Origin of the sequence: Streptomyces sp. SCSIO ZS0520, from assembly GCF_025643355.1 — a bacterium.
Classification (GTDB): Bacteria; Actinomycetota; Actinomycetes; order Streptomycetales; family Streptomycetaceae; genus Streptomyces; species Streptomyces physcomitrii.
Genome location: NZ_CP092644.1, coordinates 2617465 through 2643125 on the forward strand (window position 1 = coordinate 2617465; position 25661 = coordinate 2643125).

General features: G+C 73.5%; 19 protein-coding genes. 14 read left to right on the top strand and 5 right to left on the bottom strand.

Features of this window, described 5'->3' with window-relative positions; genetic code table 11:
* Positions 1-73: 73 nt before the first annotated feature.
* Positions 74-2344 (bottom strand): transglycosylase domain-containing protein, encoded by a 2271-nt coding sequence (locus tag MID12_RS09660; protein ID WP_263166186.1) that lies wholly within the window; start codon positions 2342-2344, stop codon positions 74-76.
* Positions 2345-2877: 533 nt separating this feature from the next.
* Here MID12_RS09660 and MID12_RS09665 point away from each other — a divergent pair.
* From MID12_RS09665 to MID12_RS09685, 5 genes are all read left to right on the top strand, one after another.
* Positions 2878-3771 carry an SPFH domain-containing protein gene (locus MID12_RS09665; protein WP_263173022.1) on the top strand — a complete coding sequence of 298 codons (894 nt, stop codon included), beginning with the start codon at positions 2878-2880 and terminating at the stop codon, positions 3769-3771.
* The gene (locus MID12_RS09670; RefSeq protein ID WP_411576932.1) at positions 3717-4070 is read left to right on the top strand and encodes a hypothetical protein; all 354 of its coding nucleotides are present in this window, start codon (positions 3717-3719) and stop codon (positions 4068-4070) included. The genes MID12_RS09665 and MID12_RS09670 overlap by 55 nt, the downstream gene beginning before the upstream one ends.
* A gap of 147 nt (positions 4071-4217) precedes the next feature.
* Positions 4218-4742, top strand: a complete 525-nt coding sequence (locus tag MID12_RS09675) for a PadR family transcriptional regulator (RefSeq protein WP_040248919.1) — start codon at positions 4218-4220, stop codon at positions 4740-4742.
* On the top strand, positions 4739-5440 hold the full coding sequence (locus MID12_RS09680; protein ID WP_040248922.1) for an ABC transporter ATP-binding protein: 702 nt from the start codon (positions 4739-4741) through the stop codon (positions 5438-5440). The genes MID12_RS09675 and MID12_RS09680 overlap by 4 nt, the downstream gene beginning before the upstream one ends.
* On the top strand, positions 5437-7821 hold the full coding sequence (locus tag MID12_RS09685) for an ABC transporter permease (protein WP_263166193.1): 2385 nt from the start codon (positions 5437-5439) through the stop codon (positions 7819-7821). The genes MID12_RS09680 and MID12_RS09685 overlap by 4 nt, the downstream gene beginning before the upstream one ends.
* A gap of 177 nt (positions 7822-7998) precedes the next feature.
* On the opposite strand, the gene MID12_RS09690 is transcribed toward MID12_RS09685, so the two are convergent.
* Positions 7999-8973 carry a LysR substrate-binding domain-containing protein gene (locus MID12_RS09690; protein ID WP_052483101.1) on the bottom strand — a complete coding sequence of 325 codons (975 nt, stop codon included), beginning with the start codon at positions 8971-8973 and terminating at the stop codon, positions 7999-8001.
* A gap of 137 nt (positions 8974-9110) precedes the next feature.
* Between MID12_RS09690 and MID12_RS09695 the strand changes: the two genes are divergently transcribed.
* A complete protein-coding gene (locus MID12_RS09695; RefSeq protein WP_040248925.1) occupies positions 9111-9662 on the top strand; it encodes a peroxiredoxin in 552 nt (183 codons plus the stop codon).
* Between the two features lie 21 nt (positions 9663-9683).
* A complete protein-coding gene (locus MID12_RS09700) occupies positions 9684-10217 on the top strand; it encodes an alkyl hydroperoxide reductase (RefSeq protein WP_040248929.1) in 534 nt (177 codons plus the stop codon).
* 217 nt (positions 10218-10434) lie between these two features.
* Here MID12_RS09700 and MID12_RS09705 read toward each other — a convergent pair whose 3' ends face one another.
* Positions 10435-11085 carry a TetR/AcrR family transcriptional regulator gene (locus tag MID12_RS09705; protein WP_040248933.1) on the bottom strand — a complete coding sequence of 217 codons (651 nt, stop codon included), beginning with the start codon at positions 11083-11085 and terminating at the stop codon, positions 10435-10437.
* Between the two features lie 92 nt (positions 11086-11177).
* On the opposite strand from MID12_RS09705, the gene MID12_RS09710 reads away from it, so the two are divergent.
* Positions 11178-11615, top strand: coding sequence for a Dabb family protein (locus MID12_RS09710; protein ID WP_263166195.1), 438 nt, complete (start codon positions 11178-11180; stop codon positions 11613-11615).
* Between the two features lie 182 nt (positions 11616-11797).
* Positions 11798-13675, top strand: a complete 1878-nt coding sequence (locus MID12_RS09715; protein ID WP_317633370.1) for a serine/threonine-protein kinase — start codon at positions 11798-11800, stop codon at positions 13673-13675.
* Between the two features lie 174 nt (positions 13676-13849).
* Here MID12_RS09715 and MID12_RS09720 read toward each other — a convergent pair whose 3' ends face one another.
* On the bottom strand, positions 13850-17653 hold the full coding sequence (locus MID12_RS09720; protein WP_263166197.1) for a WD40 repeat domain-containing protein: 3804 nt from the start codon (positions 17651-17653) through the stop codon (positions 13850-13852).
* Positions 17654-18038: 385 nt separating this feature from the next.
* On the opposite strand from MID12_RS09720, the gene MID12_RS09725 reads away from it, so the two are divergent.
* A complete protein-coding gene (locus MID12_RS09725; RefSeq protein ID WP_263166199.1) occupies positions 18039-18920 on the top strand; it encodes a glycoside hydrolase family 16 protein in 882 nt (293 codons plus the stop codon).
* 85 nt (positions 18921-19005) lie between these two features.
* Here MID12_RS09725 and MID12_RS09730 read toward each other — a convergent pair whose 3' ends face one another.
* Positions 19006-19593 carry a TetR/AcrR family transcriptional regulator gene (locus tag MID12_RS09730; RefSeq protein ID WP_168534871.1) on the bottom strand — a complete coding sequence of 196 codons (588 nt, stop codon included), beginning with the start codon at positions 19591-19593 and terminating at the stop codon, positions 19006-19008.
* A 121-nt stretch (positions 19594-19714) separates the two neighbouring features.
* On the opposite strand from MID12_RS09730, the gene MID12_RS09735 reads away from it, so the two are divergent.
* The 4 genes from MID12_RS09735 to MID12_RS09750 all read left to right on the top strand — a co-directional run bounded on the left by MID12_RS09735 (position 19715) and on the right by MID12_RS09750 (position 25645).
* Entirely contained in the window at positions 19715-21346 is a 1632-nt protein-coding gene (locus MID12_RS09735; RefSeq protein WP_168534869.1) for a carboxyl transferase domain-containing protein, read from the top strand.
* A gap of 113 nt (positions 21347-21459) precedes the next feature.
* Positions 21460-23463, top strand: a complete 2004-nt coding sequence (locus MID12_RS09740; protein ID WP_263173027.1) for an acetyl/propionyl/methylcrotonyl-CoA carboxylase subunit alpha — start codon at positions 21460-21462, stop codon at positions 23461-23463.
* Between the two features lie 92 nt (positions 23464-23555).
* Positions 23556-24476: a hydroxymethylglutaryl-CoA lyase gene (locus MID12_RS09745; protein ID WP_040256714.1), complete on the top strand. Its 921-nt coding sequence runs from the start codon at positions 23556-23558 to the stop codon at positions 24474-24476.
* Positions 24477-24487: 11 nt separating this feature from the next.
* Positions 24488-25645, top strand: a complete 1158-nt coding sequence (locus tag MID12_RS09750; RefSeq protein ID WP_263173032.1) for an acyl-CoA dehydrogenase family protein — start codon at positions 24488-24490, stop codon at positions 25643-25645.
* The last annotated feature ends 16 nt before the right edge of the window (positions 25646-25661 follow it).

A 25661-nucleotide genomic window follows, 5' to 3' on the forward strand; every position in this document is an offset into this window, starting at 1 on the left:
CTCACGCGCGGGGCGACCTGAGCCCCGCCCGGCGCTCCGGTCCCGCCCCGCGCCCCGGCCCCGGTCGCCCGGCTCAGTCCCGGTAGCCGCCCTCGCCCCGGTCGCCGCCCCGGCCCCGGCCGTCCGGACCCTCCGGGATGCCCCAGGTGGGCTCCGACGGCGGGGTCGGGTCGACCGTGGGCGGGGCCGTCGGGCCCTCGGTGGGCGGGGTGTACGTCGGCTCCCCCGAGGGCTCCTCGCTGGTCGGCGGCGCCTCGGTGGTCGGGTCCTCGGGCTGCTCGGTGGCGGGCTCGCTCGGGCCCTGGCTCTGCGAGGGGTCCGGCTCCTCGGCGGGCGGGTCGATCCCGGCGCCCATCTCGGTGTCCAGGTCGAAGGCGCTGGGCGCGCCCATCGCGTCGAAGGTGTACCCGGCCCAGATCTGCGCCGGGAAGCCGCCGCCGTTGACCCGGCCGCCGCCCGCGGCCCCGCTCAGCGTCACCTGGGCTCCGCGGCGGACCTTCTCCCCGGAGTCCGTCGTACGGTCCTTGGCCGCCTCGCCGAAGAGGCCGACCGAGGTCACCAGGTCCGGGGTGTAACCGGTGAACCAGGCGGACTTGTTGTCGTCGGAGGTACCGGTCTTGCCCGCCACGTCCTGCACCGGGTTGCGCACCGCGGCGCCCGTGCCGTCGTCCACCACGCCCTGGAGCACCGAGGTCACCGAGTCGGCCACCCCGCGCTCGACGACCTGCTCGCCGACCGGGTCCGGGAAGTCGACGCTGTGGTCCAGGTGGTCGGCCTTCTTGATCAGCGAGGGGGTGACCTTCTTGCCGTGGTTGTCGAGGGTGGCGTACACCCCGGCCATCTGGAGCGGGCTCGCGCCCATGGTGCCGAGGGTCTGCGAGGGCACCGCCTCCTCGTCCTCGGTGTCCATGCCGAGCTTGTCCGCGGTGGAGAGCACCTTGTCCATCCCGACGTCCACGCCCATCTGCGCGAAGACGGAGTTCACGGACTTGTTCATGGCGCGCTGCACGCTGACCGGGCCGTAGGACTGGTCGTCCTCGTTCTCCGGGGCGAAGGGGATGTCGGTGCCGACGACCGGCCGCTTGCTGGTGCCGTCGTAGACGGTGTCGGCGGTGATCGGCTGCCCGTCCTGGGTGTCGGAGCCCTCGGCGAGCGCCGCGGTGAAGATCACCGGCTTGAAGGTGGAGGCGGGCTGGTAGTCCTCGCGGGTGGCGTTGTTGGTGTAGTGCTTCACGTAGTCCTCGCCGCCGTACATGGCGAGCACCCGGCCGTTCTTCGGGTCGACCGAGACGGCCCCGGCCTGTACGTCGGCGTCCACGGCGCGGGACTTCGGCGAGAGCCGGGAGGTCAGCTGGGCCTTGACCGCCTTCTCCAGCTGGCGCTGCTTCTTCTCGTCGATGTTGAGGGTGATGTTCCAGCCGCCCGCGTCGACCAGCGCGGCGGCGGCGTCCTTCGGCACCCCGTCCGCGACCAGCTGCTCCTGGAGCTGGGCGTTGGCCGCCTTCACCAGGTAGCCGCGCTGCCCGGCGAGCCCGGGCGCCCCCTTGGGCTCGTCCGGCACGTCGAACTTCTGCCGCGCCCGCGCCCCGGTGTCCAGCCAGTGCTCGTCGACCATGTTGTCCAGTACGTACGCCCAGCGCTCCTTGACGTGCGTCTTGCCGGCCTCGGAGGCGGCGGCCCAGTCGTAGGCGCTGGGGGCCTGGAGCAGGGCGGCGAGGTAGGCGCCCTGGGTGACGTTCAGCTCGCGGGCGTCGACGCCGTAGTAGGCCTGGGCGGCGGCCTGGATGCCGTAGGCGCCGCGGCCGTAGTAGCTGGTGTTGAGGTACCCGGCGAGGATCTCGTCCTTGGACTTGTTGCGGTCCACCTTGAGCGAGATGACCATCTCCTTCAGCTTGCGGCTGACGGTCTGCTCCTGGCTCAGGTAGTAGTTCTTCACGTACTGCTGGGTGATGGTCGAGCCGCCCTGCTTGCCCTCGCCGCGCAGGGTGTTGAGCAGTCCGCGGGCGGTGCCCTTCAGGTCGACGCCCTGGTCCCGGTAGAAGGACTTGTTCTCGGCGGCGACGAAGGCGTGCTGGACGTCCTTGGGGACCTCGGAGAGCTCGACGAGCTCGCGGTTGACGGCGCCCTCGCGGGCGAAGGTCTTGCCGTTGCTGAACTTGTAGACGTTGCTCTGGGCCTTGGCCGCGGGATTGCCCTCCGCGGGGACGTCCACCACGAGGTAGAGCACGGTGAAGGCGCCCATGCCGAGCAGGCAGAGGCCGAAGAAGGTGCCGAAGACCTTCTTCCAGGACAGGAAGCGGCCTATGCCGCCCGACCGCGCCCGCCCGGATTCCGCTCGTGCCATGGGTCGCCCCGTTTCCCTTCGTGACCGCTGCGCCGGCCCTCGTCTCCTCGTGCCCGGTTCCTACCCCGTTCCTCGGGCCGTCCGGTCCGGTCGGCTACGAAAGCTAACACCGCACCTCGGACATACGGCCCCCGAACGGACCATTCAGGGCGTGACAATCAGCACCACACCCAAAGGAACCGACGAGCGAAAGCGGCCGAAGGTTGCCACCCGGAAATAAGTGATATCACTTAGCTAGATCTCTGCTAAGGTCGACGCACGGCCCGGATCCGCTGCCCGACCAGGCACGACGGCCCCCGGGACCACCTCCGCGCCCTGCCGTACGCGGTGACGTACGCAACGGCGCGCACGCCATGACGAGCCGACGCGGCAACGCAACGCCGAGACGGCCAGAGTCGAGAACACGAGAGAAACGGGGACCCGCCATGCCCGCACACGAGCCCACACCCGGCTCCACGCCGAAGCCCCCGGCGCACACCGACCGCACCGCCCCCGGGGCGTCCGGCGCCCCGGACGCCCCCGACGTACCGGAGATGCCGAGCCCGCAGGTCCGCGAGAGCGTCGCGCACAGCATCGCCGGGGGCCTCGCCCTGCTCCTCGGGCTGCTCGGCCTCGCGGCCGGGGTCGCGGCGATCGCGGTCGGCGCCGTGCTCACCGCCACCGGCGGCAAGGTCGCCCTGATCCTCCTCGGCATCGTGGTGATCCTCGCCGCCTTCTTCGCCATGGGCGGGCTGAACATGGTGGCGCCGGGCGAGGCCCGGGTCGTCCAGCTCTTCGGCCGCTACCAGGGCACCATCCGCAAGGACGGGCTGCGCTGGGTGAACCCGCTGACCTCGCGCGTCAAGATCTCCACCCGGGTCCGCAACCACGAGACCGCGGTCCTCAAGGTCAACGACGCCTACGGCAACCCGATCGAGCTGGCCGCCGTGGTCGTCTGGCGGGTGGAGGACACCGCCCAGGCCACCTTCGAGGTGGACGACTTCCTGGAGTTCGTCTCCACCCAGACCGAGGCCGCGGTGCGCCACATCGCCATCGAGTACCCCTACGACGCCCACGACGAGGAGTCGCTCTCGCTGCGCGGCAACGCCGAGGAGATCACCGAGAAGCTCGCCGTCGAACTCCACGCACGGGTGGAGGCCGCGGGTGTACAGATCATCGAGTCCCGCTTCACGCACCTCGCCTACGCCCCCGAGATCGCCTCCGCGATGCTCCAGCGCCAGCAGGCCGGGGCCGTGGTCGCCGCCCGCCGCCAGATCGTGGACGGCGCCGTCGGCATGGTCGAGGCCGCCCTCGCCCGCATCTCCGAGCACGACATCGTCGCCCTCGACGAGGAGCGCAAGGCCGCCATGGTCTCCAACCTGATGGTCGTCCTGTGCGGCGACCGCGCGGCCCAGCCGGTCCTCAACACGGGCACCCTGTACCAGTGAGCCCCGAGGCCGGCCAGGACCCGCCCAGGCGCCCGCCGCAGCAGCGCAAGCAGGTGCTGCTGCGGCTCGACCCCCAGGTCTACGAGGCCTTGGCCCGCTGGGCCGGCGAGGAACTGCGCAGCGCCAACGCCCAGATCGAGTTCCTCCTCCGCCGCGCCCTCGCCGAAACCGGCCGCCTGCCGGGCACCGCGGGGCCGATCCGGGGGCGGGGGCGGCCGCGGAAGGCGGAGGGCGGGAGCCCCGAGCGGGGCACCGGCACCGCGGACGGGCAGCCGGAGGCGGACGGCAGCGGCGGTTGAGGGGGACGGCGGATGATCCGCCGTCCCCCTTCCCCGCACCCTCCCTCGTCGCCCCCTCACTCGTCACCCCCTCCCCCGATCCCGCGCCGCACAGCTATGCACCCCATCTATACACACCATGTATACCCCGTGTGTATAGTCCTCCCCATGTCCATCGGTCACACCTTGCTCGGACTCCTGGAGTCCGGCCCCCGCCACGGCTACGACCTCAAGCGGGCCTTCGACGAGAAGTTCGGCCACGACAAGCCGCTGCACTACGGGCAGGTCTACTCGACCATGTCCCGGCTCCTGAAGAACGGCCTCGTCGAGGTCGACGGGGTGGAGTCGGGGGAGGGTCCCGAGCGCAAGCGGTACGCGATCACCGATGCCGGGGTCACCGACGTGCAGCAGTGGCTGGCCACGCCGGAGAAGCCCGAGCCGTATCTGCAGTCGACGCTCTACACCAAGGTCGTCCTCGCGCTGCTCACCCGGCGCGACGCCGCCGAGCTGCTCGACAGCCAGCGCGCGGCGCACCTGCGGATGATGCGCACGCTCACCGAGCGCAAGCGCGGCGGCGATCTCGCCGACCAACTCATCTGCGACCACGCCCTGTTCCACCTCGAAGCCGACCTGCGCTGGCTCGAACTGACCGCCGCCCGCCTGGAGAAGCTCGCCCTGGAGGTGCGCTCATGAACCGCCAAGTCCCGCCCGGCGAAGCCCCGTTGCTGCACGCCCAGGAACTCCGCAAGCAGTACGGGGCGACCACCGCCCTGGACGGCGCGGAGTTCTCGATCCGGCCCGGTGAGGTGGTCGCGGTCATGGGGCCCTCCGGCTCCGGCAAGTCGACCCTGCTGCACTGCCTCGCCGGGATCGTGACGCCGGACTCCGGCTCGCTCACCTACGACGGGCGCCAGATGGCCGCCATGTCGGACCGGGAGCGCAGCGCGCTGCGGCGTACCGAGTTCGGATTCGTGTTCCAGTTCGGGCAGTTGGTGCCGGAGCTGAGCTGTGTGGAGAACGTCGCGCTGCCGCTGCGGCTGGCGGGCACCGGGCGCCGGGCCGCCGAGCGGGAGGCGAGCGGCTGGCTGGAACGCCTTGAGGTGGCGGAGCTGGCGGGCAAGCGGCCCGGCGAGATCTCCGGCGGCCAGGGCCAGCGGGTCGCGGTCGCGCGGTCCCTGGTGACCAGGCCGCGGGTGCTCTTCGCGGACGAGCCGACCGGCGCCCTGGACTCCCTCAACGGCGAGCGGGTGATGGAACTGCTCACCGAGGCCGCCCGTTCGGCGCGCACCGCGGTCGTCCTCGTGACCCACGAGGCCCGGGTCGCCGCCTACTCGGACCGCGAGATCGTCGTCCGCGACGGCCGCTCCCGCGACATGGCGCACGCCGCATGAGCGCCGCGCCTGCCTCCGCACCGCCCGCGGCCCCGCCGGGGCCGACCGGCCCGGACGCCCGCCAGGGCTGGCTCCGCGACCTCGCGATGGGCGCGCGCTTCGCCGTCACCGGCGGGCGCGAGAGCTGGGTGCGCACCCTGCTGACCGGCGTCGGCGTCGGCATCGGGGTGACCCTGCTGCTGCTCACCACGGCCATCCCGAACGCGCTGGCCGAGCGGAGCACCCGTACCGACGCCCGCAACGACTACATCGCCGCCAAGACCGGCGGCCCTGGGCAGAACACCCTGCTGCTCGCCAGTACGGACACCACCTTCCGGCACGAGGACGTCCGCGGCCGCCTCGTGGAGCCCGAGGGCCCGAAGGCGCCGCTGCCGCCGGGGGTGCGCGCCTTCCCGGTGCCCGGGGAGATGCTCGTCTCCCCCGCGCTCAAGGAGCTGCTGGACTCCGGCGGGAGCGAGCGGCTGCGGGAGCGGCTGCCGTACCGGATCGGCGGCACCATCGGCGACGAGGGGCTCGCGGGCCCCCATGAACTCGCCTATTACGCGGGCGCCACCGGGCTCAAGGACCGCCTCGGCAACGGCCCCGTGCAGCGCCTCGACCGCTTCGGGACCGAGGAGCAGGAGCCGGAGAAGCTCGGCCCGGCGCTGACCCTGCTGATCCTGATCATCTTCGTGGTGCTGCTCATGCCGGTCGGCGTCTTCATCGCGGCGGCCGTGCGCTTCGGCGGGGAGCGGCGCGACCGCAGGCTCGCCGCGCTGCGCCTGATGGGCGCGGACGGCCGCACCACCCGCCTGATCGCCTCCGGGGAAGCCCTCGCGGGCGCCGTCCTCGGCCTCGTCCTCGGCGCCGGGTTCTTCCTGATCGCCCGTCAACTTGCTTCGCAGATCAGCCTGTTCGACCTCAGCTTCTTCCCGCAGGACCTCACCCCGCACCCCGCGCTGGCCGCCCTGGTCGTGCTCGCCGTCCCCGGTGCGGCGATCGCGGTGACCCTGCTCGCGCTCCGCGGCGTGGTCATCGAACCGCTCGGCGTGGTGCGGACGGCCAAACCCCCGCGGCGGCGGCTGTGGTGGCGGCTGCTGCTCCCGGTGGCCGGGCTCGCGCTGCTGCTGCCGATGTCCGGAGAGGCAGGCGGGGACGGCGACTTCAACGAGTGGGTGGTCGTCACTGGCACGGTGCTGCTCCTCATCGGCGTGACCGCCCTGCTGCCCTGGCTGGTCGAGGCTCTGGTGCTGCGGCTCGGCGGTGGCGGGCTCTCCTGGCAACTGGCCATCCGCAGACTCCAGTTGAGCAGCGGTACGGCCGCCCGCATGGTGAACGGCATCGCCGTGGCGGTGGCCGGGGCGATCGCCCTGCAGATGATGTTCACCAGCCTGGAGGGCGACTACGTACAGGACTCGGGGCAGGACACCACCCGGGCCCAGGTCAGGATCGACGTCGACAACAGCGCGTCCGCAAGGGAGTTGGAGCGGGCGCTGCGCGCGGGTGGCGGGGTGGCGGACTCGCTGGCCTTCGACACCGCGACCATCGCCGCGAAGCCCCGTGAACCGGATGCCGCCACCGACATCAGCGTCGGCAGCTGCGCGGTCCTGCGCCAGCTCGCCGAACTCCCCTCCTGCCACGAGGGGGACGCCTTCCTGCTCCCGGGCGGCGACTACAGCGAGGACACCGCCGAGGTCGCCCGCCCCGGCCGCACGGTCTACCTCTCGCCCTCCTACGAGGGCTCCCCGGGCGCCGAGGCCGCCTGGCGGCTGCCCGCGAAGCTGCCGACGGCGAAGGGGCTCAAGGACCCGCTGGGCATGGAGACTTCGGGTGTGCTCGTCACCCCCTCGGCGTTCTCCGAGGCCGCCCGCAAGGGGCTGACCGCCCAGGTGTACGTGCGGCTCGACAAGAGCACCCCGGACGCGGTCGACCGGGTGCGCACCTCGGCGGCCCGCGTCGATCCGCTCGCCAACGAGCTGACCCTGGTCTCCGAGAACGAGGACAGGCAGTTCGCGGCGATCCGCACCGGACTCCTGGTGGGCGCCTCCTGCGTCCTGGTGCTCATCGGGGCGAGCCTGCTCATCTCGCAGCTCGAACAGCTGCGGGAGCGGCGGAAGTTGCTCTCCTCGCTGGTGGCCTTCGGCACCCGGCGCCGCACCCTGAGCCTGTCGGTGCTGTGGCAGACGGCGCTGCCGGTGGCCCTCGGCGTCGTGCTGGCCTCGGCGGTCGGCATCACCCTCGGCGCGGTGCTCCTGAAGATGGTGAGCGCGCCCGTCCGGGTCGACTGGACGGGGGTGCTCTCGATGGCGGGTATCGCCACCGCGGTGGTCCTCGCGGTGACCGCGCTCAGCATGCCCGCGCTGCTGCGGCTGATGCGGCCGGAGGGCCTGCGCACCGAGTAACCGAGCAGCGGCGGCACCCCCGCGTACGTGTCCGCGTACGCCCTCTGCCTCGGCCCGTACCGCGCCCCCGGTGCGGGCCGAGTCATGTCCCGGCGGGCGGGGACGGGTGGCAGGTCCGGGCGGGCGGAGACCGGTGGCCTGTCCCGGCGGGCGGGGACCGGTCGCGCCGGGCCGGGCTCAGTCCAGCACCCGCACCGGCAACTCCCGTACCGCCTCGCGTACTTCGGCGGCCAGTTCGGCGTACTCCGCGCCGCGGGCCGCGCCGGTGCGCATCGCGAAGGCTATCCGCCGGGTGGGGGCGGGGTCCGCGAAGCGGCTGGTGCGCAGGCGGTCGCTGCGGGCGGTCTCCACCTCCACCGCGGTGTGCGGGAGCAGGGTGGAGCCGAGCCCGCCCGCGACCAGCTGGACCAGGGTGGACAGTCCGGCCGCGGCGGTGGTGACGGGGGTGTCGGCGCGCCCCGCCTCATGGCAGAGGTCCAGGGCCTGGTCGCGCAGGCAGTGGCCCTCGCCGAGCAGGATCAGGTCGAGTTCGCGCAGCGCGGAGCGCGGCACCGCCCCCCGCTCGCCCAGCTCGTGCCCCGCCGGGGTGACAAGCACGAAGTCCTCGTCGAAGAGCGGCAGCTCTGTGATTCCCGGCACAGCCAGGGGCACCGCGAGCAGCAGCAGGTCGAGGCGGCCGGTATGCAGTCCGTCGACCAGGGAGGAGGTCTGCTCCTCGAAGACCCTCAGGTCCAGGTCCGGATAGCGCTCCCCGGCCAGCCGGAGCACCGTGGGCAGCAGATACGGGGCCACCGTGGGGATCACCCCGAGGCGTACCGAGCCGGTGAAGGGGGCGCGTACCGCATCGGCCTCCTGGAGCAGTGCCGCGACCTCGATGAGCACCGTCTTGGCCCGCACCGCGAGCCGCTCACCTGCGGGGGAGAGCAGGACCTTGCGGGTGGTGCGCTCCAGGAGCTGGACGCCGAGCACCTCCTCCAGGGCGGAGACGGCGCCGGAGAGCGCGGGCTGGCTCATGCCGATCGCGGTCGCCGCGTCCCGGAAGTGCAGATGGTCGGCGACGGCGGCGAAGGCACGCAGCTGCGCCAGGGTGGGCTGGCGGGTGCGTCCGGCCGCCGCCGCGGTGCGCGGTCCTTTACGCGGCGTTTTTCCCAGGGAAACCAATAAGTACCTCCGATCAACACGAGTCAGTCTAGCTATTTCACGAATCAATACTCACTGTGCCAACATCAAGATCCGTCCAACCCGCAAGGACCCCTCACGAGGGGGTTTCTTTTTGACTAGGAGCGCGCGTGCTCACTGTCGGTGACCAGTTCCCCGCCTACGACCTGACCGCCTGTGTGTCGCTGGAGAGCGGCAAGGAGTTCGAGCAGATCCACCACAAGAGCTACGAGGGCAAGTGGCGCGTGGTGTTCTTCTGGCCGAAGGACTTCACCTTCGTCTGCCCCACCGAGATCGCCGCCTTCGGCAAGCTGAACGACGAGTTCGCCGACCGCGACGCCCAGATCCTCGGCGTCTCCGGCGACTCGGAGTTCGTCCACCACGCCTGGCGCAAGGACCACGACGACCTGCGCGACCTGCCCTTCCCGATGCTGGCCGACTCCAAGCACGAGCTGATGCAGGGCGCCGGCGTCGAGGGCGAGGACGGCTTCGCCCAGCGCGCGGTCTTCATCGTCGACCCGAACAACGAGATCCAGTTCACGATGGTGACCGCGGGCTCCGTCGGCCGTAACCCCAAGGAGGTCCTGCGGGTCCTCGACGCCCTGCAGACCGACGAGCTGTGCCCCTGCAACTGGAGCAAGGGCGAGGACACCCTCGACCCGGTCCAGCTCCTCTCCGCGTGAACGAACTGAGCTGATCTCCCCATGTCACTCGACGAACTGAAGTCCGCGGTCCCGGACTACGCCAAGGACCTCCGCCTGAACCTCGGTTCGGTGATCGGCAACTCCGCGCTCCCCGCGCAGCAGTTGTGGGGCACCGTGCTCGCGGTCGCCATCGCCTCGCGCTCGACGACCGTCCTGCGCGAACTGGAGCCCGAGGCGAAGACGCAGCTGAGCCCGGAGGCGTACACGGCGGCCAAGTCCGCCGCCGCGGTGATGGCGATGAACAACGTCTTCTACCGCACCCGCCACCTGCTCTCCGACCCGGAGTACGGCACGCTGCGCGCGGGCCTGCGGATGAACGTCATCGGCAACCCGGGCGTGGAGAAGGTCGACTTCGAGCTGTGGTCCCTCGCGGTCTCCGCGGTCAACGGCTGCGGCCAGTGCCTCGACTCGCACGAGCAGGTGCTCCGCAAGGCCGGTGTCGACCGCGAGACCATCCAGGAGGCCTTCAAGATCGCCTCGGTCGTTCAGGCCGTCGCCGTCACCCTGGACGCGGAGCAGGCCCTCGCGGACTGAACCCCGCTGACGGGATGAACCCCGTTGACGGACCCGCCATTTGGGCCTGATGCCCCTCAGGCGGGCCTCTGGCTCATTGGCCAAGTCCTCGGCCCCTTCCGGACGTTGCTCCGGAAGGGGCCGAGGACTTTGTGCTGCCTGGGTGGCGCGGCTTTCTTCGTCGCGCCTGCGTGCCGCGTGCCGTGTGTTGCGTGTACGTGTTGCGTGTTGCGTGCCGCTACGCCGACTCGGTGGGCTCCGTGCCGAAGGCGCGCAGGAAGGTCGCGGCGGCGTTGCCGACGACCTCGCGCACCTCGGCCCGCGGGATCTTCCGGGTGCCGAGGCGGGAGCGGGCCTCCAGCGGCCCGGTGAGCAGGGCGCCGAACTGCTCGGCGGCGAGGGCGGGCCGGCCGCCGAGGTCGAGCCGCCCGGCCAGGGCGAGCCGGGCGAGGCGCGCGGCCAGGGCGTCGTCGACGCGGTCGGCCGCCCGGTCCCGGACGATGTCGAGCAGGTCCGGCATGGTGCTGATCTGCGCGTGCAGCAGCCGCCGCAGCGCCACGGACCGCTCGTCGCAGTAGCACTCGGCGAGCGCCCGCCCGGTCCGGGTCAGCATCGCGGTCAGATCGCCGTCCTCCCGGAGCAGTTCCACCGCGGCGAGATTGCGCGCGAGCGCCTGGTCGGCCAGGGCGCCGACCACCTCGCGGAAGAGGCGCTCCTTGTCACCGAAGTGGTTGTAGACCGTGTGCTTCGCGACCCCCGCGCCCGCGGCGATCGCGTCCACCCCGGCCGCGTGGTACCCGTCCCGGGCGAAGACCGTGAACGCGGCGTCCAGAATCGCCTGCCGCTTGTCGATCCGGCCCCGCGTCCGCTCTGTCCTGGCTCCGCTCACCGGGCAACGATATCCAATGGACTCGTACGTACGTTAAAGTGCACTAGCCAGTGCAGTTATGCAGACGCGTACCACCCTGCGAAGGAGTGCCGATGATCGTCAACCTGCAGCGGTTCAGCTTCAAGCCCGGCGTGAGCGAGGAGGAGAAGGCGGAGGTGCTGGCCGCGATGCGGCGTACCGGATCGGTGGAGTCGGTGGCGTACTCGGCCGTCGGCCAGGACCTCGGCGACCCCGCGGACGGCTTCACCCACGCCTATCTGGCGGCGGTCCCCGACCTGGACGCCCTGGAGCGGTACATGCACGACCCGGTGCATCTGGCGGGCGACGAGGTCATCCTGCCGCGGCTGGCCAGGCAGTCGGCGGTACGGCTGGCCGACGATCCGGACCCGGAACTGCGCCAGGCGGTCTTCGCAATCTACGACCGGAAGGTCCGCAAGTACCCGGCCTGGGGACGCCAGGTGGAGGCGCTCTTCGGCGGCCACCCCCGGGAGACGCGGGAACAGCAGGAACAGCAGGAACAGCAGGGATAGCGGGGGAGACGAACAGGGGGGAGGGAGGGGGAGGGCCGAAGTCGGTTCGCCCGTCACGTAGTTGCCCGCGTCTTTCCGCAGTCGCCCGTAGCTGAAGGAGTCCGCGTCCGGATCACACCCCCTTCACAAGCTCTTGACCCGATCCACCCGGCTCCGTCCCCGATTGGGACCCAGCCGGAGCCGTGGCTATCGTGACGGGACCATGGCGGGTCGAAGCCGCCCTGGTCGACGGGGGAGCAGAGGGGGGCTCAGGAGTGCGTGCGGACGGGGGAGTCGGCCGGTCCGGGCAGGGCGGCGGGGCCGAGGAAGGGCGGCTGGTCGCGGGGCGGTACCTGCTCCTCGAACGGGTCGGCAGCGGCGGCATGGGCACCGTCTGGCGGGCCTCGGACGAGGTGCTCGGCCGCCATGTCGCCCTCAAGAAGCTGCACGTACCGCCGCATCTCTCGGACGACGAGCGCGAGACCCTGTACGAACGCACCCGGCGGGAGGCCCGCAGCGCGGCGCGGATCACGCACCCGGGCGTGGTCGTCGTGCACGACGTGGTCGACGACGGCGGGCTGCCGTGCATCGTGATGGAGTACGTGCCCTCCCGCACCCTCGCCCAAGTGCTGCGCGAGGACGGGCCGTTGAGCCCGCGGGAGACGGCCCGGACCGGGCACCGGATGGTTGTGGCGCTGCGGGCCGCGCATGCCGCCGGGGTGCTGCACCGGGACGTCAAACCGGCCAATGTGCTGCTCGGGGAGGCGGGCCGGGTGGTCCTCACCGACTTCGGCATCGCGGTCTCCTCCGACACCTCCACCCTGACCCGGACCGGCGAACTCGTCGGCTCCGTGGGCTACTTGGCACCCGAACGCGTCAAGGGCCGGACACCGGGCCCCGCTTCGGACCTGTGGTCGCTGGGCGCCACGCTCTACGAGGCCCTGGAGGGGGCGGCGCCCTTCCGCCGGAACTCCGCCATGGAGACGGTGTACGCGATAGCGGCCGATCCGCTCGTACCGCCGCGCCACGCAGGGCCGTTGGCCCCGCTGATCGAGGCCCTGCTGCGGAAGGACCCGGAGGAGCGCCCCGACGCGGCGACCGTGGAGGAGCTGCTGCGGGAGGGGACGGCCACGGCGGTGCAGGAGCGGGCGGTCGGGCGCGCCGGACGCACAGGGAGCACCGGGCAGGTAGGGCACACCGGTTACGCCGGGCCCACCGAGTACGCAGGGCACGCCGGGCACGCCGAAGACTCTCGCGGGCGCGCCGTGTCGCCCGACCACACTCCCACCCACCGCCGCGACCGCAGCGGCCACACCGAACTCGACGACGGTCAGCGGCAGTTGGGCGCCCCCGGCAGCGGCAGCCGGAAGCCCGCCCCGGGTCGGAGCCGCCGCCGGGTCGCCGTCTGGGCGGCCGTTGCCGCGGTGGTCCTCGCGGGAGCCGGGGCCACGGCGCTGACCCTGCGCGGTTCGGGCGAGGGGTCGGGGGCCTCGGACCGCCCGGGGGCTTCGGCGCCCGCGGAGTCCGCGCCACAGGAGCCGGGCGAGGGCTCGGGGAAGCCGTCCGGAACCGCCGGGCCCTCCCCCTCGGACGGAGCGAGCACGCCCGCGAAGCCGCCGCCCGCCGGTTACCACCTCGCCGAGGAGAAGGACATCGGCCTCTCGGTGCCGGTGCCCGACGGCTGGCGGCGCAAGACGCTGGAGGACGGCGCGATCGCCTTCATCGACCCGGCGGGCCTGGTCCGGCTCCAGGTCAGCGCGCTGGACTTCGCGAGCACCGACCCGCTGCAGCACTGGAAGGACGACGAGGCCAAGTCGGTCCGGGAGGGCAAGCTGCCGGGCTACCGGCAGCTGCGGATGCAGAGCACCAGCTACCTCGAACGGCCCGCCGCCGTATGGGAGTTCACCTTCGAGGGCAAGGCCAGGCAGTTCCGCGCCATCGACCTCGGCTTCGGCAGGCCGGGCGAGAAGGAGTACGCGCTCTACCTCTCGGCCCCCAGCTCCGACTGGGCCCGCTACCGCAAGGTCTTCGACACGGCGAGCGCGGGCCTGCGCCTCGCCGACGAGAAGCCGGGCGGTTGAGCAGATCGGCTGAGGCGGATCGGTCCAGGCAGATCGATGGAGACGGGACGGTTGAGACCGATCGATGAAGACTGGACGGTCGAGGCCGGACGGTTGAGGCCGATCGATGAAGACTGGACGGTCGAGGCCGATCGATGGAGACCTGCCGGTGAGGCCGGACGGTTGAGCTCCCCCTCACTCCCCCGCCCCGCACGGCTCCGCATACGGCACCTGCGGCAGCCGGGCCCGCCACTCGGCGCGGTCCAGGCTGCCCCGGGTGCGGGCGCAGACCTGGCGCAGCGCCGCGGCCACGTCCAGGGGCCAGAGGCGGGCGGTGAGGTCGTCGCCGCCGCTGGCGAGGGTGCGGCCGTCGGGGCTGAAGACGACGGTGCCGACGGAGCGGGTGTGGCCGGTGAGCGGCCGGCCCCAGGCGGTGGCGCCGGTGGCGGTGACCCGCCAGAGCCGTACGGTCGCATCGCCGCCCGCGGTGGCGAGGCGGTGGCCGTCGGGGCTGAAGGCGAGGGCGTTGATCTGGCTGCCGTGGCCGGTGCGCGGGCGCCCGGTGGCCGCGGCGTGCGCCGGGTCGGCGGTCTTCCACAGCCGCAGGGTGCGGTCCTCGCCGCCGCTCGCGAGCAGGGTGCCGTCCGGGCTGAACGCCACTGCCCGTACGCCTTCTTGATGGCCCGTCAGCTTTCGTAGCGGGCGAGGGTCCCGGGTGCCCCGCAGTCCCCAGAGGCGTACGGCGCTGCGCTGGTGGGCGGTGGCCAGGGTGCGGCCGTCGGGGGCGAAGGCGAGGGCGTTGATGTGGCCCTCGCGCGGGGCGGCGGCCCGGCCGAGGGGCTCCGGGCGGGCGCGGGTGGCGAGCGACCAGAGGCGGAGCGTCCCGTCCCGGCCGCCGCCCGCGAGGGTGCGGCCGCGCGGGGCGAAGGCCACCGCCCGGATGCCGTCCCGGTGGCCGCCGAGCGGCGGGCCGAGGGCGCGGGCGCGGGCCGGGTCGGCGGTGTCCCACAGCCGTACGGTGTCGTCCTCGCCCGCGCTGGCGAGGGTGCGGCCGTCCGGGGCGAAGGCGACCGAGGTGACCCGGTCCCGGTGACCGCGCAGCAGCCCGAGGAGCCGGGGGCGGAGCGGGTCGTGGACGTCCCACAGCCGGATCAGCGCGTCGTCGGTGCTGGCGACGGCGAGGACCCGGCCGTCCGGGCGGTAGGCGGCGCTGGTCAACGGGTTGGTGAAACCGGTGAGTTGGCCGGGCGGGCGGTGCCAGAGCAGCAGGTCGCCCTGGTATCCGGCGCTGACCAGGGTGCGGGCGTCGCCGGGGCGGAACTGCACCGACCAGATCCCGGAGCGGTGCCCGGTCATCGGCGCGTCCAGCGGGAGCGGATGGCCGGGGTCCAGCACGGTCCACAGCCGTACGGCGTTGTCCTCTCCTCCGGCGGCGAGGGTGCTCCCGTCCGGGCTGAAGGCCACCGACCAGACGGGCGCGCCGGGTTCGTCGAGGACCGGCCCGCGGCGGGGGTGTCCGGGGTCGGTGAGGTTCCAGAGGCGGGCGGTGCCGTCGAAGCCGCCGCTGGCCAGGGTGGCGCCGTCGGGGCTGAAGGCCAGCGACCAGACGGGCTCCCCGTGGCCGGTGAGCGCCGCCCCGCGCTGCCGGGCCCGCCGCGGAGCGCTCAGGTCCCAGAGACGGATCCGCCCGTCGTAGCCGCCGCTGGCGAGGGTGGCGCCGTCGGGGGCGAAGGCGAGGGCGCGGGCGCCGCCGCGGTGGGCGGGCAGCGGTCGGCCGAGGGGCCGGGGGCGGGCCGGTTCCGCGAGGTCCCACAGGCGGACGGTGCCGTCGTCGCTCGCGGTGGCGAGGGTGCGGCCGTCCGGGGCGAGGCGGAGCATGGCGACCGGTGCCCGGTGGGCGGCGAGCGGGCGGCCGAGGGCCCGCGGGCGGCGGGGCTCGCTCAGGTCGAGCAGCCGTACCGTGCCGTCGTGCAGGGCGAGGGCCAACAGGTGGCCGCGGGAGGCGAATTGGACGTCCTCGACGCGGTCCGGGAAGGGGCCGAGCGGGGCGCGCAGCGGGCGGGCGCGCAGCGGGTCGGCGGTGTCCCAGAGGCGGACGGTGCGGTCGTGGCCGCCGCTGGCGAGCAGCCGTCCGCCGGGGGCGAAGGAGGCCGCGGAGACCACGCCGTCGTGGCCGGGCAGGGCGCTGGACAGGCTCGCGCCCGCGTCGCCGAGCAGCCGGGTGTCCAGGTCGGGGGTGTCGGCCCTGGCGTGCGCGGCGGCGTCGAGGCGGGCGGCCCCGGCGCGGTGTTCGCCGCGCAGGTTGTCGGCGGCGGTGGCGATCTGGTGGAAGATCGCGGTGTCCCGCTCGGCGTGCGCGGCGGAGCGCTCCCGGAAGGCGACGGCGGCGGCGCACCCGGCGAGCAGGGTGAGGGCGCAGAGCACGGCCGTCAGCGCCTGCCGCCGGCGCCGTCCGCGCTGCCGCCTGCGCTGCGAGGCGGTGAGGAACTCCAGCTCCTCGGCGGTGAGTTCGGCCGCGCGGTCGGCGGCGGGGAAGGCCTCCTCGACGGCGGTGAGCCTGCTGCCGAGGTAGAGCGCGGAGGGCTCGCGGTCCAGGGCGCGCCAGTCGCGGGCGGCGCGGCTCAGCCGCCGGTGCAGGCGCAGCCGGTCGCGTTCGGCGTCGATCCAGCCGCGCAGCCGGGGCCAGGCGGTGAGCAGCGCCTCGTGCGCGAGGTCCACCACCGCCTCGTCCCGGGTGAGCAGCCGGGCCGCGACGAGCCGGTCCACCACGGTGGCGGTCGCCGCCTGCCCGGCCGCGTCCGCCGCCAACTCCGCGTGCGGCAGCGGCCGTCGGGTGTCGGGACCGCCCTCGCCGGGGCTGACCAGACGCAGCAGTACGCGCCGGGCCCGGGCCGCCTCCCGCGGCCCGAACCCGGCGTAGGCGTCCTCGGCGGTCTTGGCGAGGGCGCCGTGCAGTCCGCCCGCGGCCTCGTAGGCGGTCTCGGTGAGCAGGTTCCCGCGCCGGTGCCGCCAGGTCTCCAGGAGGGCGTGCGACATCAGCGGCAGGGCGCCGGGTTCGCCCGCCACCTCGGCCACCACCCGTGCGGTCAGGGCGCGTTGGACCTGGAGTCCGCGGGCCGCGGCGGGGCGCACCACGGCCTGCTGGAGTTCCTCCGCACTCATCGGCCCGAGCAGCAGGGTGGCCCGCCGCAGCGCCTCGGCCAGCTCCGCGTGCCGGGCGCAGTGGGCGAGGAAATCGGCGCGCAGGGCGAGCACGACGCGCAGCCGGCTCTCCGGGGCGCGGGCGGCGAGCAGCAGACCGAGGAAGGCCTCGCGTTCGGCGGGGTCGGCGCAGAGGGTGAACAGCTCCTCGAACTGGTCGACCAGGACGACGGTTTCGCCGGGCGGTCCACCGGTTGGACCCTCGGGCGGTCCCTCCGGCCCCTCCGCCGGGGCGAGCCGTTCCCGGTGCTCGGCCGCCGGGTGGGCGCCGGGGGTGAGGATGACCACCCGGGCCGGGCGCGGGCCCTCCCCCTCCGGTGCGCGCAGGGCGGGGATCAACCCGGCGCGCAGCAGGGAGGATTTGCCGCTGCCGGAGGCGCCGAGCAGGGCGCAGATCCTGAACCGCCGGGTGAGCGCGAGGAGTTCGCCGATCAGCTGCTCGCGGCCGAAGAAGAGACCGGCGTCCTCGGGTTCGTAGCGGGCAAGTCCGCGGTAGGGGGCGGGAGTTCCGTCCTCCTCGGGGCGCGGCTGCTCCTCGATCCGCTCCTTGGCCGCCTGCCAGCGCCGCTCCCACTCCTCGGCGTCGCCCGCGCAGGCCCGTACGAAGGCGAGGGTGACCCGCAGGGTGGGGAAGGCGCCGCCGCGGGCGGCCTGGTGGAGGGCGCCGAGCGAGACGCCCGCCTCGCGCTGCATCCGCCGGTAGGTGGGCGAGCCCGCCGCCTCGCGGAGCGCCCGCAGCGCCGCCGCGAACTCCGCCGCGGGCGCGGCGACTTCGGCCGGTTCCGGTGTGCCCGCCATGTCCGCCCCCGTCGCCCTGCGTCCCCGTCCGCCACCGCGGCGCTCGCCCCCTGCGAGGAGCGGCCACGGTAGGGAGCGGTGCGGCGTACACGCAACTGCCCCGAGCCGGGCGGGACTTCGCCGAGGCAGCTCAGGTGCCGGGCGGGTTTCTTGTTCATCCCACCGCCGCCGGGCTGCTGAACAGCGCCGCCGTGCGATTGGCTGGACCCGGCGGCCCCGGCCGGGCGGTACGGGCCGTGGCGCGCCGCCCCGCCCTCGCGCCGGATCTTCACCGGCCGCGACCGAATCTTCCACGGGGGGAGACTCGGTTCCCGGGGCGCGCCACGCCCACCGCCCGCCCCCACGCCGGGGCGCCCGACCGAAGTCCCCTCACGAAGGAGTGTCCGTGCGCCCCTCACGACTGCGGCTCGCCGCCCTCGGCGCCTCGGCGGCCTGTCTGCTGACCCTCACCGCCACCCTCTCCGGACCGGCCTCGGCCACCGGCACCGGCGGCCCGGCCGCCGCCCCGGCGGCACCCGACAGCGCCGCCGAACGCTACGACTGGGGCACCCCGGTGGCGGCCGGCACCGACGAGTTCGACTACGGCTCCGAGGACGCCCCGGCCCGCCCGGACGACGCCAAGTGGAGCCTGCCCGGCGCGGACGGCGAGTGCTGGGACGGCCACGCGGGCAACGGCCGCCGCTGCTCGGACAATTCACGGGTGGTCGGCGGGCTGCTGCGCCAGAGCGGCGCCCAGAACGGCGACTCGGGCTGGATGGGCTCCAAGTTCGGTCAGCGCTACGGCCGTTGGGAGGCGCGTGTGCGCTCCGAGGCGACCGGCGAGGACAACGGCCGCCAGTACCACCCGCTGCTCATCCTGTGGCCGGACTCGGACCGCTGGCCCGAGGACGGCGAGTACGACTACCTGGAGAACACCGCCCCCGGCGAGGACTGCTCGGAGGCCTTCATCCACTACCCGCACGACCCGGACGCCGCGGTCCAGCAGGAGCACGCCGAGAAGTGCGGCGTCGACCTCACGCAGTGGCACAACATCGCGGTCGAGTGGACGCCCGACCACGTCAAGGGCTTCGTGGACGGCGAGGAGTGGTTCAGCTTCTCCGGCGGCGCCAACGACGTCCGCGACTGCATCCAGTGCGCGCCCTCCATGCACCAGACCATCCAGCTCGACAACTTCTTCGGCGACTCGATGCAGAGCGCCGTCTACGAGGTGGACTGGACCCGCGCGTACTCCATCGACGGGGTGAGCGAGCCCGCCGAGAAGCGCTGACGCCTCCCTGAGGAGCGTACGTACGGCCTCCTCCCCGGCTGCCGGGGAGGAGGCCGTACCTATGCGCGCGGGCGGGCGGTACGGCTCAGCGCGCCGCCGAGAAGGCGCCCCGGGCGAGGCGGTGCAGCAGGGCAGCCATCGCCTCGCGGCCCGGCAGCGAGCCCGGCCGCCCGAGGTGCGGGGTGGAGTTGAGCAGGCCGAAGACGGCGTGCACCGAGGCGCGGGCCGAGGGTTCGGCCAGTGCCGGGTAGACCGCGCGGACGGCGCCGACCCACAGCTCGACGTACTGCCGCTGGAACTGGCGGACCAGCTTGCGGTCGCTGTCGCGCAGCCGGTCCAGCTCGCGGTCCTGGAGGGTGATCAGGGCGCGGTCGTCGAGGGCGAAGTCGATATGGCCCTCGAGGAGGGAGTCGAGGAGCTGCTCGGCGGAGCCCGCGGCCTCCTCGACCCGGCGGCGGCCGCCGCGCAGCAGGCGCTCGCTGATCCCGACCAGCAGCTCGGCCAGCATGGCGTCCTTGCCGGGGAAGTGCCGGTAGAGTCCGGGCCCGCTGATGCCCACCGCGGCGCCTATCTCGTCGACGCCGACCCCGTGGAAACCGCGCTCGGCGAAGAGGCGGGCGGCCTCGCCGAGGATCTGCTCGCGGCGGGTCGGGGCGTCCACTCTGCTGGTCATGCCGGCAATTCTAGACAGAGTCGTTAGCGCTCGTTAACCTTTGGGGCATACGTTAACGCTCACTAACCGGCGGGCCGCGAACCGGCGCCGCCGGGGAGCTGCGAGCAAGGAGGCTCGAACGATGCAGCAGGCACCGGTGCTCACCAGCGCCGCCGACCCGGCCTCGGAGGCCTGGCGGGCCAATGAGGCCGCGCACCAGGCGCTCGGCGAGGAGCTGCGCTCCCGGCTGGACGCCGCGCGCCTGGGCGGCGGCGAGCGGGCCAGGGCCCGGCATGTGGCGCGCGGGAAGCTGCTGCCCCGCGACCGGGTGGACACCCTCCTCGACGAGGGCTCCCCCTTCCTTGAGCTGGCACCGCTCGCGGCCGAGGGGATGTACGAGGGCGGGGCCCCGGCGGCCGGGGTGATCGCGGGCATCGGCCGGGTCTCGGGCCGCGAGTGCGTGGTCGTCGCCAACGACGCCACCGTCAAGGGCGGCACGTACTACCCGATGACCGTCAAGAAGCACCTGCGCGCCCAGGAGGTGGCCCTGGAGAACCGGCTGCCCTGCGTCTACCTGGTCGACTCCGGCGGCGCCTTCCTGCCCATGCAGGACGAGGTCTTCCCGGACCGCGAGCACTTCGGGCGGATCTTCTACAACCAGGCGCGGATGTCCGGCGCGGGCATCCCGCAGATCGCGGCGGTGCTCGGCTCCTGCACCGCGGGCGGGGCGTACGTCCCGGCGATGAGCGACGAGGCCGTGATCGTGCGCGGCCAGGGCACCATCTTCCTGGGCGGCCCGCCCCTGGTGAAGGCCGCCACCGGCGAGGTGGTCACCGCCGAGGAGCTGGGCGGCGGCGAGGTCCACTCGCGCGTCTCCGGGGTGACCGACCACCTCGCCGAGGACGACGCGCACGCCCTGCGGATCGTGCGGAACATCGTCGCCACCCTGCCCGACCGGGGCCCGCTGCCCTGGTCGGTGCGCCCGGTGGTGGAACCCAAGGTCGACCCGCACGGGCTCTACGGCGCCGTCCCGGTCGACTCCCGCACCCCCTACGACGTGCGCGAGGTGATCGCCCGCCTGGTCGACGGCTCGCAGTTCTCCGAGTTCAAGTCCGAGTACGGCCAGACCCTGGTCACCGGCTTCGCCCGGCTGCACGGCCACCCGGTCGGCATCGTCGCCAACAACGGCATCCTCTTCGCCGAGTCCGCCCAGAAGGGCGCGCACTTCATCGAGCTGTGCGACCAGCGCGGCATCCCGCTGCTCTTCCTGCAGAACATCTCCGGCTTCATGGTCGGCAAGGACTACGAGGCGGGCGGCATCGCCAAGCACGGCGCCAAGATGGTCACGGCGGTCGCCTGCACCCGGGTGCCCAAACTGACCGTGGTCATCGGCGGCTCCTACGGCGCGGGCAACTACTCGATGTGCGGCCGGGCGTACTCCCCCCGCTTCCTGTGGATGTGGCCCGGCGCGAAGATCTCCGTGATGGGCGGCGAGCAGGCCGCCTCGGTGCTCGCCACCGTCAAGCGGGACCAGCTGGAGGCGCGCGGCGAGTCCTGGCCCGCCGAGGACGAGGAGGCGTTCAAGGCCCCGGTCCGGCAGCAGTACGAGAGCCAGGGCAACGCCTACTACGCCACCGCCCGGCTCTGGGACGACGGCGTGATCGACCCGCTGGAGACCCGCCGGGTCCTCGGCCTCGCGCTCACCGCCTGCGCCAACGCCCCGCTGCCCGCCAAGGACCCGAAGGCGCCCGGGTACGGCGTCTTCCGGATGTGAGCGCCATGACGACCGACACCGTGTCCGCGAGGGACAGCAAGGGCGAGGAGCCGGGGCAGATGGGCGGGAAGGCCGAGATGCGCAAGAGCAGCACAGCCGGGGCGCGCGGGCGGATGTTCGACACCGTCCTGGTGGCCAACCGGGGCGAGATCGCGGTCCGGGTGATCCGCACCCTGCGGGCGCTCGGCGTCCGCTCGGTCGCCGTCTTCAGCGACGCCGACGCCGAGGCGCGGCACGTACGCGAGGCGGACACCGCGGTACGGCTCGGTCCGGCACCGGCCGCCGAGAGCTATCTCTCCGCCGAGCGGCTGATCGAGGCGGCCCGGCGCAGCGGGGCCCAGGCCGTGCACCCGGGGTACGGATTCCTCGCGGAGAACGCCGCCTTCGCGCGGGCCTGCGAGGAGGCGGGGCTGGTCTTCATCGGCCCCTCCGCCGAGGCGATCGCGCTGATGGGCGACAAGATCCGGGCCAAGGAGACGGTCCGCGAGGCGGGCGTGCCGGTGGTCCCCGGCTCCTCGGGCAGCGGGCTGAGCGACGGGCAACTGGCCGCCGCGGCACAGGAGATCGGCACCCCGGTGCTGCTGAAGCCCTCCGCGGGCGGCGGCGGCAAGGGCATGCGCCTGGTGCGCGAGGAGGCGCTGCTCGCCGAGGAGATCGCCGCGGCCCGCCGCGAGGCCCGGGCCTCCTTCGGCGACGACACCCTCCTGGTGGAGCGCTGGATCGACCGCCCCCGGCACATCGAGATCCAGGTACTCGCCGACGGCCACGGCAACGTGGTCCACCTCGGCGAGCGGGAGTGCTCGCTCCAGCGCCGCCACCAGAAGATCATCGAGGAGGCGCCCTCGGTCCTGCTCGACGAGGCGACCCGGGCCGCGATGGGCGAGGCCGCGGTGCAGGCCGCGCGCTCCTGCGGCTACCGGGGCGCGGGCACCGTGGAGTTCATCGTGCCCGGCGGCGACCCCGGTGCGTACTACTTCATGGAGATGAACACCCGCCTCCAGGTGGAGCATCCGGTCACCGAGCTGGTCACCGGGCTCGACCTGGTGGAGTGGCAGCTGCGGGTGGCGGCCGGGGAGCGGCTGCCCTTCGCCCAGGAGGAGATCACCCTCACCGGGCACGCCGTCGAGGCGCGGATCTGCGCCGAGGACCCGGGCCGCGGCTTCCTGCCCTCCGGCGGGGTGGTGCTCGCCCTCGCCGAACCGGAGGGCGAGGGGGTGCGCACCGACTCGGGGCTGAGCCTCGGCACCGAGGTCTCCAGCCTGTACGACCCGATGCTCTCCAAGGTCATCGCCTACGGCCCCGACCGGGCCACCGCGCTGCGCAGGCTGCGGGGCGCGCTCGCCGGGACAGTCACCCTGGGCGTGCAGACCAACGCCGGGTTCCTGCGCCGGCTGCTCGCCCATCCGGCGGTGATGGCCGGGGAGTTGGACACCGGCCTGGTGGAGCGCGAGGCCGAGTCGCTGATCCCGGACGAGGTCCCCGAGGAGGTGTACGAGGCCGCCGCGGCGGTGCGGGTGCGGCAGCCCCGGCCGGACGCGGGCGGCTGGCTCGACCCCTTCTCCGCGGGCGGCGGCTGGCGCCTCGGCGGGCGGCACGTCCCGGTCACCCACCAGCTGCGGGTGCCCGGCCTCGACCCGGTGGCGTATGTGGCGCGCGGCGAGGCCACCGTCGAGGAGGACACCGTCTTCGTCACCCTGGACGGCGTCCGGCACCGCTTCGCCCGCGCCGGGGACTGGCTCGGCCGGGAGGGCGAGGCCTGGCAGGTGCGCGACCACGACCCGGTCGCCGCCTCGCTGCGGGGCGCCGCGCACGCGGGCGCCGACTCGCTGACCGCGCCGATGCCGGGCACCGTCACCGTGGTCAAGGTCGCCGTCGGGGAGGAGGTGGCGGCGGGCCAGAGCCTGCTGGTGGTCGAGGCGATGAAGATGGAGCACGTCGTCTCCGCCCCGCACGCGGGCACCGTCACCGAACTCGACGTCAGCCCCGGCACCGCGGTCGCCATGGACCAGGTGCTCGCGGTGGTCGAACCGGCCGCCGAGGACGCCGGGGCCGAACTGCCCGCGCAGCCCGCACCGGACGCGCAGAGCGCGAAGGACGCGAAGGAGCCGACGACATGACCGAGTCCCCTACGACGGGCGGTGCCGGTGCGGCCGGTGCCCCCGACACCGGCGCGACCGGGGCCCTCGCGACCGGGCCCCGGGCCCTGCCCATGCGGTTCCCGGACAGCCGGCTGCCCGCCCGGGTCCGTATCCACGAGGTCGGCGCGCGCGACGGCCTGCAGAACGAGAAGGGCGTCGTACCGACCGAGGTGAAGGCCGAGTTCGTGCGGCGGCTCGCCGAGGCCGGGCTCGGCACCATCGAGGCGACCAGCTTCGTGCACCCGAAGTGGGTGCCCCAACTCGCCGACGCCGAGCAGCTGTTCCCCCAGCTCACCGATCTGCGGGTGCATCTGCCGGTGCTGGTGCCGAACGCCCGGGGCATGGAGCGGGCGCTCGCGCTCGGCGCCCGGCGGATCGCGGTCTTCGCCAGCGCCACCGAGTCCTTCGCCAAGGCCAACCTCAACCGCACCGTGGACGAGGCCCTGGCCATGTTCGAGCCGGTGGTGGCCCGCGCCCGGCAGGAGGGCGTGCACGTACGCGGCTATCTGTCGATGTGCTTCGGCGACCCCTGGGAGGGCGCGGTCCCCCTGGAGCAGGTGGTGCGGGTCTGCACCGCGCTGCGGGACATGGGCTGCGAGGAGCTGAGCCTCGGCGACACCATCGGCGTGGCCACCCCCGGCCATGTCCGCGCCCTGCTCGGCGCGCTGCACGAGGCCGCGGTGCCCACCGAGGCGCTCGGCGTGCACTTCCACGACACCTACGGCCAGGCCCTCAGCAACACCCTGGCCGCCCTGGAGCTCGGCGTCACCACGGTGGACGCCTCGGCGGGCGGGCTCGGGGGCTGCCCGTACGCCAAGAGCGCCACCGGGAACCTCGCCACCGAGGACCTGGTCTGGATGCTCGACGGCCTCGGCATCGACACCGGGGTCGACCTGGACCGGCTCACCGCCACAAGCGTGTGGATGGCCCAGCAGCTCGGCCGCCCGAGCCCCTCTCGTACCGTTCGCGCCCTCTCCCACAAGGAGTCCTGAAAGCCATGTCGATCGACCATCGCCTGTCCGCCGAGCACGAGGAACTCCGGCGCACTGTCGAGGAGTTCGCCCACGACGTCATCGCGCCGAAGATCGGCGACTACTACGAGCGGCACGAGTTCCCCTACGAGATCATCCGCGAGATGGGCCGGATGGGCCTGTTCGGGCTGCCCTTCCCCGAGGAGTACGGCGGCATGGGCGGCGACTACCTCGCGCTCGGCCTCGCCCTGGAGGAGCTGGCCCGGGTGGACTCCTCGGTGGCGATCACCCTGGAGGCCGGGGTCTCGCTCGGCGCGATGCCGCTCTACCTCTTCGGCAGCGAGGAGCAGAAGCGCACCTGGCTGCCGAAGCTGTGCGCGGGCGAGATGCTCGGCGCCTTCGGCCTGACCGAGCCGGACGGCGGCTCCGACGCGGGCGCCACCCGCACCACCGCCCGCCTGGACGAGTCCACCGGCGAGTGGGTCATCAACGGCACCAAGTGCTTCATCACCAACTCCGGCACCGACATCACCGGACTGGTCACGGTCACCGCCGTCACCGGCCGCAAGCCGGACGGCAAGCCGCTGATCTCCGCCATCCTGGTGCCCTCCGGCACCCCGGGCTTCACGGTGGCGGCCCCGTACTCGAAAGTCGGCTGGAACGCCTCGGACACCCGGGAGCTGTCCTTCGCCGATGTGCGGGTGCCCCGGGAGAACCTGGTCGGCGAGGAGGGCCGGGGGTACGCGCAGTTCCTGCGCATCCTCGACGAGGGCCGGATCGCCATCGCGGCGCTGGCCACCGGTCTCGCCCAGGGCTGTGTGGACGAGTCGGTGAAGTACGCCAAGGAGCGGGTCGCCTTCGGCCGGGTGATCGGTGACTTCCAGGCCGTGCAGTTCAAGGTCGCCGACATGGAGATGAAGGCGCACACCTCGCGGCTGGCCTGGCGGGACGCGGCCTCGCGGCTGGTGCAGGGCGAGCCCTTCAAGAAGGAGGCCGCGCTCGCGAAGCTGTACTCCTCCACCATCGCGGTGGACAACGCCCGGGAGGCCACCCAGATCCACGGCGGGTACGGCTTCATGAACGAGTACCCGGTCGCCCGGATGTGGCGGGACTCCAAGATCCTGGAGATCGGCGAGGGCACCAGCGAGATCCAGCGGATGCTGGTGGCCCGCGAACTCGGCCTGGGCTGAGGGCAATCGCCCCCGC

Excerpts from the sequence above, each read along its gene's own strand:
- MID12_RS09665 (WP_263173022.1), top strand. The coding sequence starts at position 2,878 with ATGCCGAGCCCGCAGGTCCGCGAGAGCGTCGCGCACAGCATCGCCGGG.
- MID12_RS09710 (WP_263166195.1), top strand. The coding sequence starts at position 11,178 with ATGATCGTCAACCTGCAGCGGTTCAGCTTCAAGCCCGGCGTGAGCGAG.
- MID12_RS09740 (WP_263173027.1), top strand. The coding sequence starts at position 21,460 with ATGTTCGACACCGTCCTGGTGGCCAACCGGGGCGAGATCGCGGTCCGG.
- MID12_RS09685 (WP_263166193.1), top strand. The coding sequence starts at position 5,437 with ATGAGCGCCGCGCCTGCCTCCGCACCGCCCGCGGCCCCGCCGGGGCCG.
- MID12_RS09675 (WP_040248919.1), top strand. The coding sequence starts at position 4,218 with ATGTCCATCGGTCACACCTTGCTCGGACTCCTGGAGTCCGGCCCCCGC.
- MID12_RS09660 (WP_263166186.1), bottom strand. The coding sequence starts at position 2,344 with ATGGCACGAGCGGAATCCGGGCGGGCGCGGTCGGGCGGCATAGGCCGC.
- MID12_RS09745 (WP_040256714.1), top strand. The coding sequence starts at position 23,556 with ATGCGGTTCCCGGACAGCCGGCTGCCCGCCCGGGTCCGTATCCACGAG.
- MID12_RS09735 (WP_168534869.1), top strand. The coding sequence starts at position 19,715 with ATGCAGCAGGCACCGGTGCTCACCAGCGCCGCCGACCCGGCCTCGGAG.
- MID12_RS09730 (WP_168534871.1), bottom strand. The coding sequence starts at position 19,593 with ATGACCAGCAGAGTGGACGCCCCGACCCGCCGCGAGCAGATCCTCGGC.
- MID12_RS09680 (WP_040248922.1), top strand. The coding sequence starts at position 4,739 with ATGAACCGCCAAGTCCCGCCCGGCGAAGCCCCGTTGCTGCACGCCCAG.
- MID12_RS09720 (WP_263166197.1), bottom strand. The coding sequence starts at position 17,653 with ATGGCGGGCACACCGGAACCGGCCGAAGTCGCCGCGCCCGCGGCGGAG.
- MID12_RS09700 (WP_040248929.1), top strand. The coding sequence starts at position 9,684 with ATGTCACTCGACGAACTGAAGTCCGCGGTCCCGGACTACGCCAAGGAC.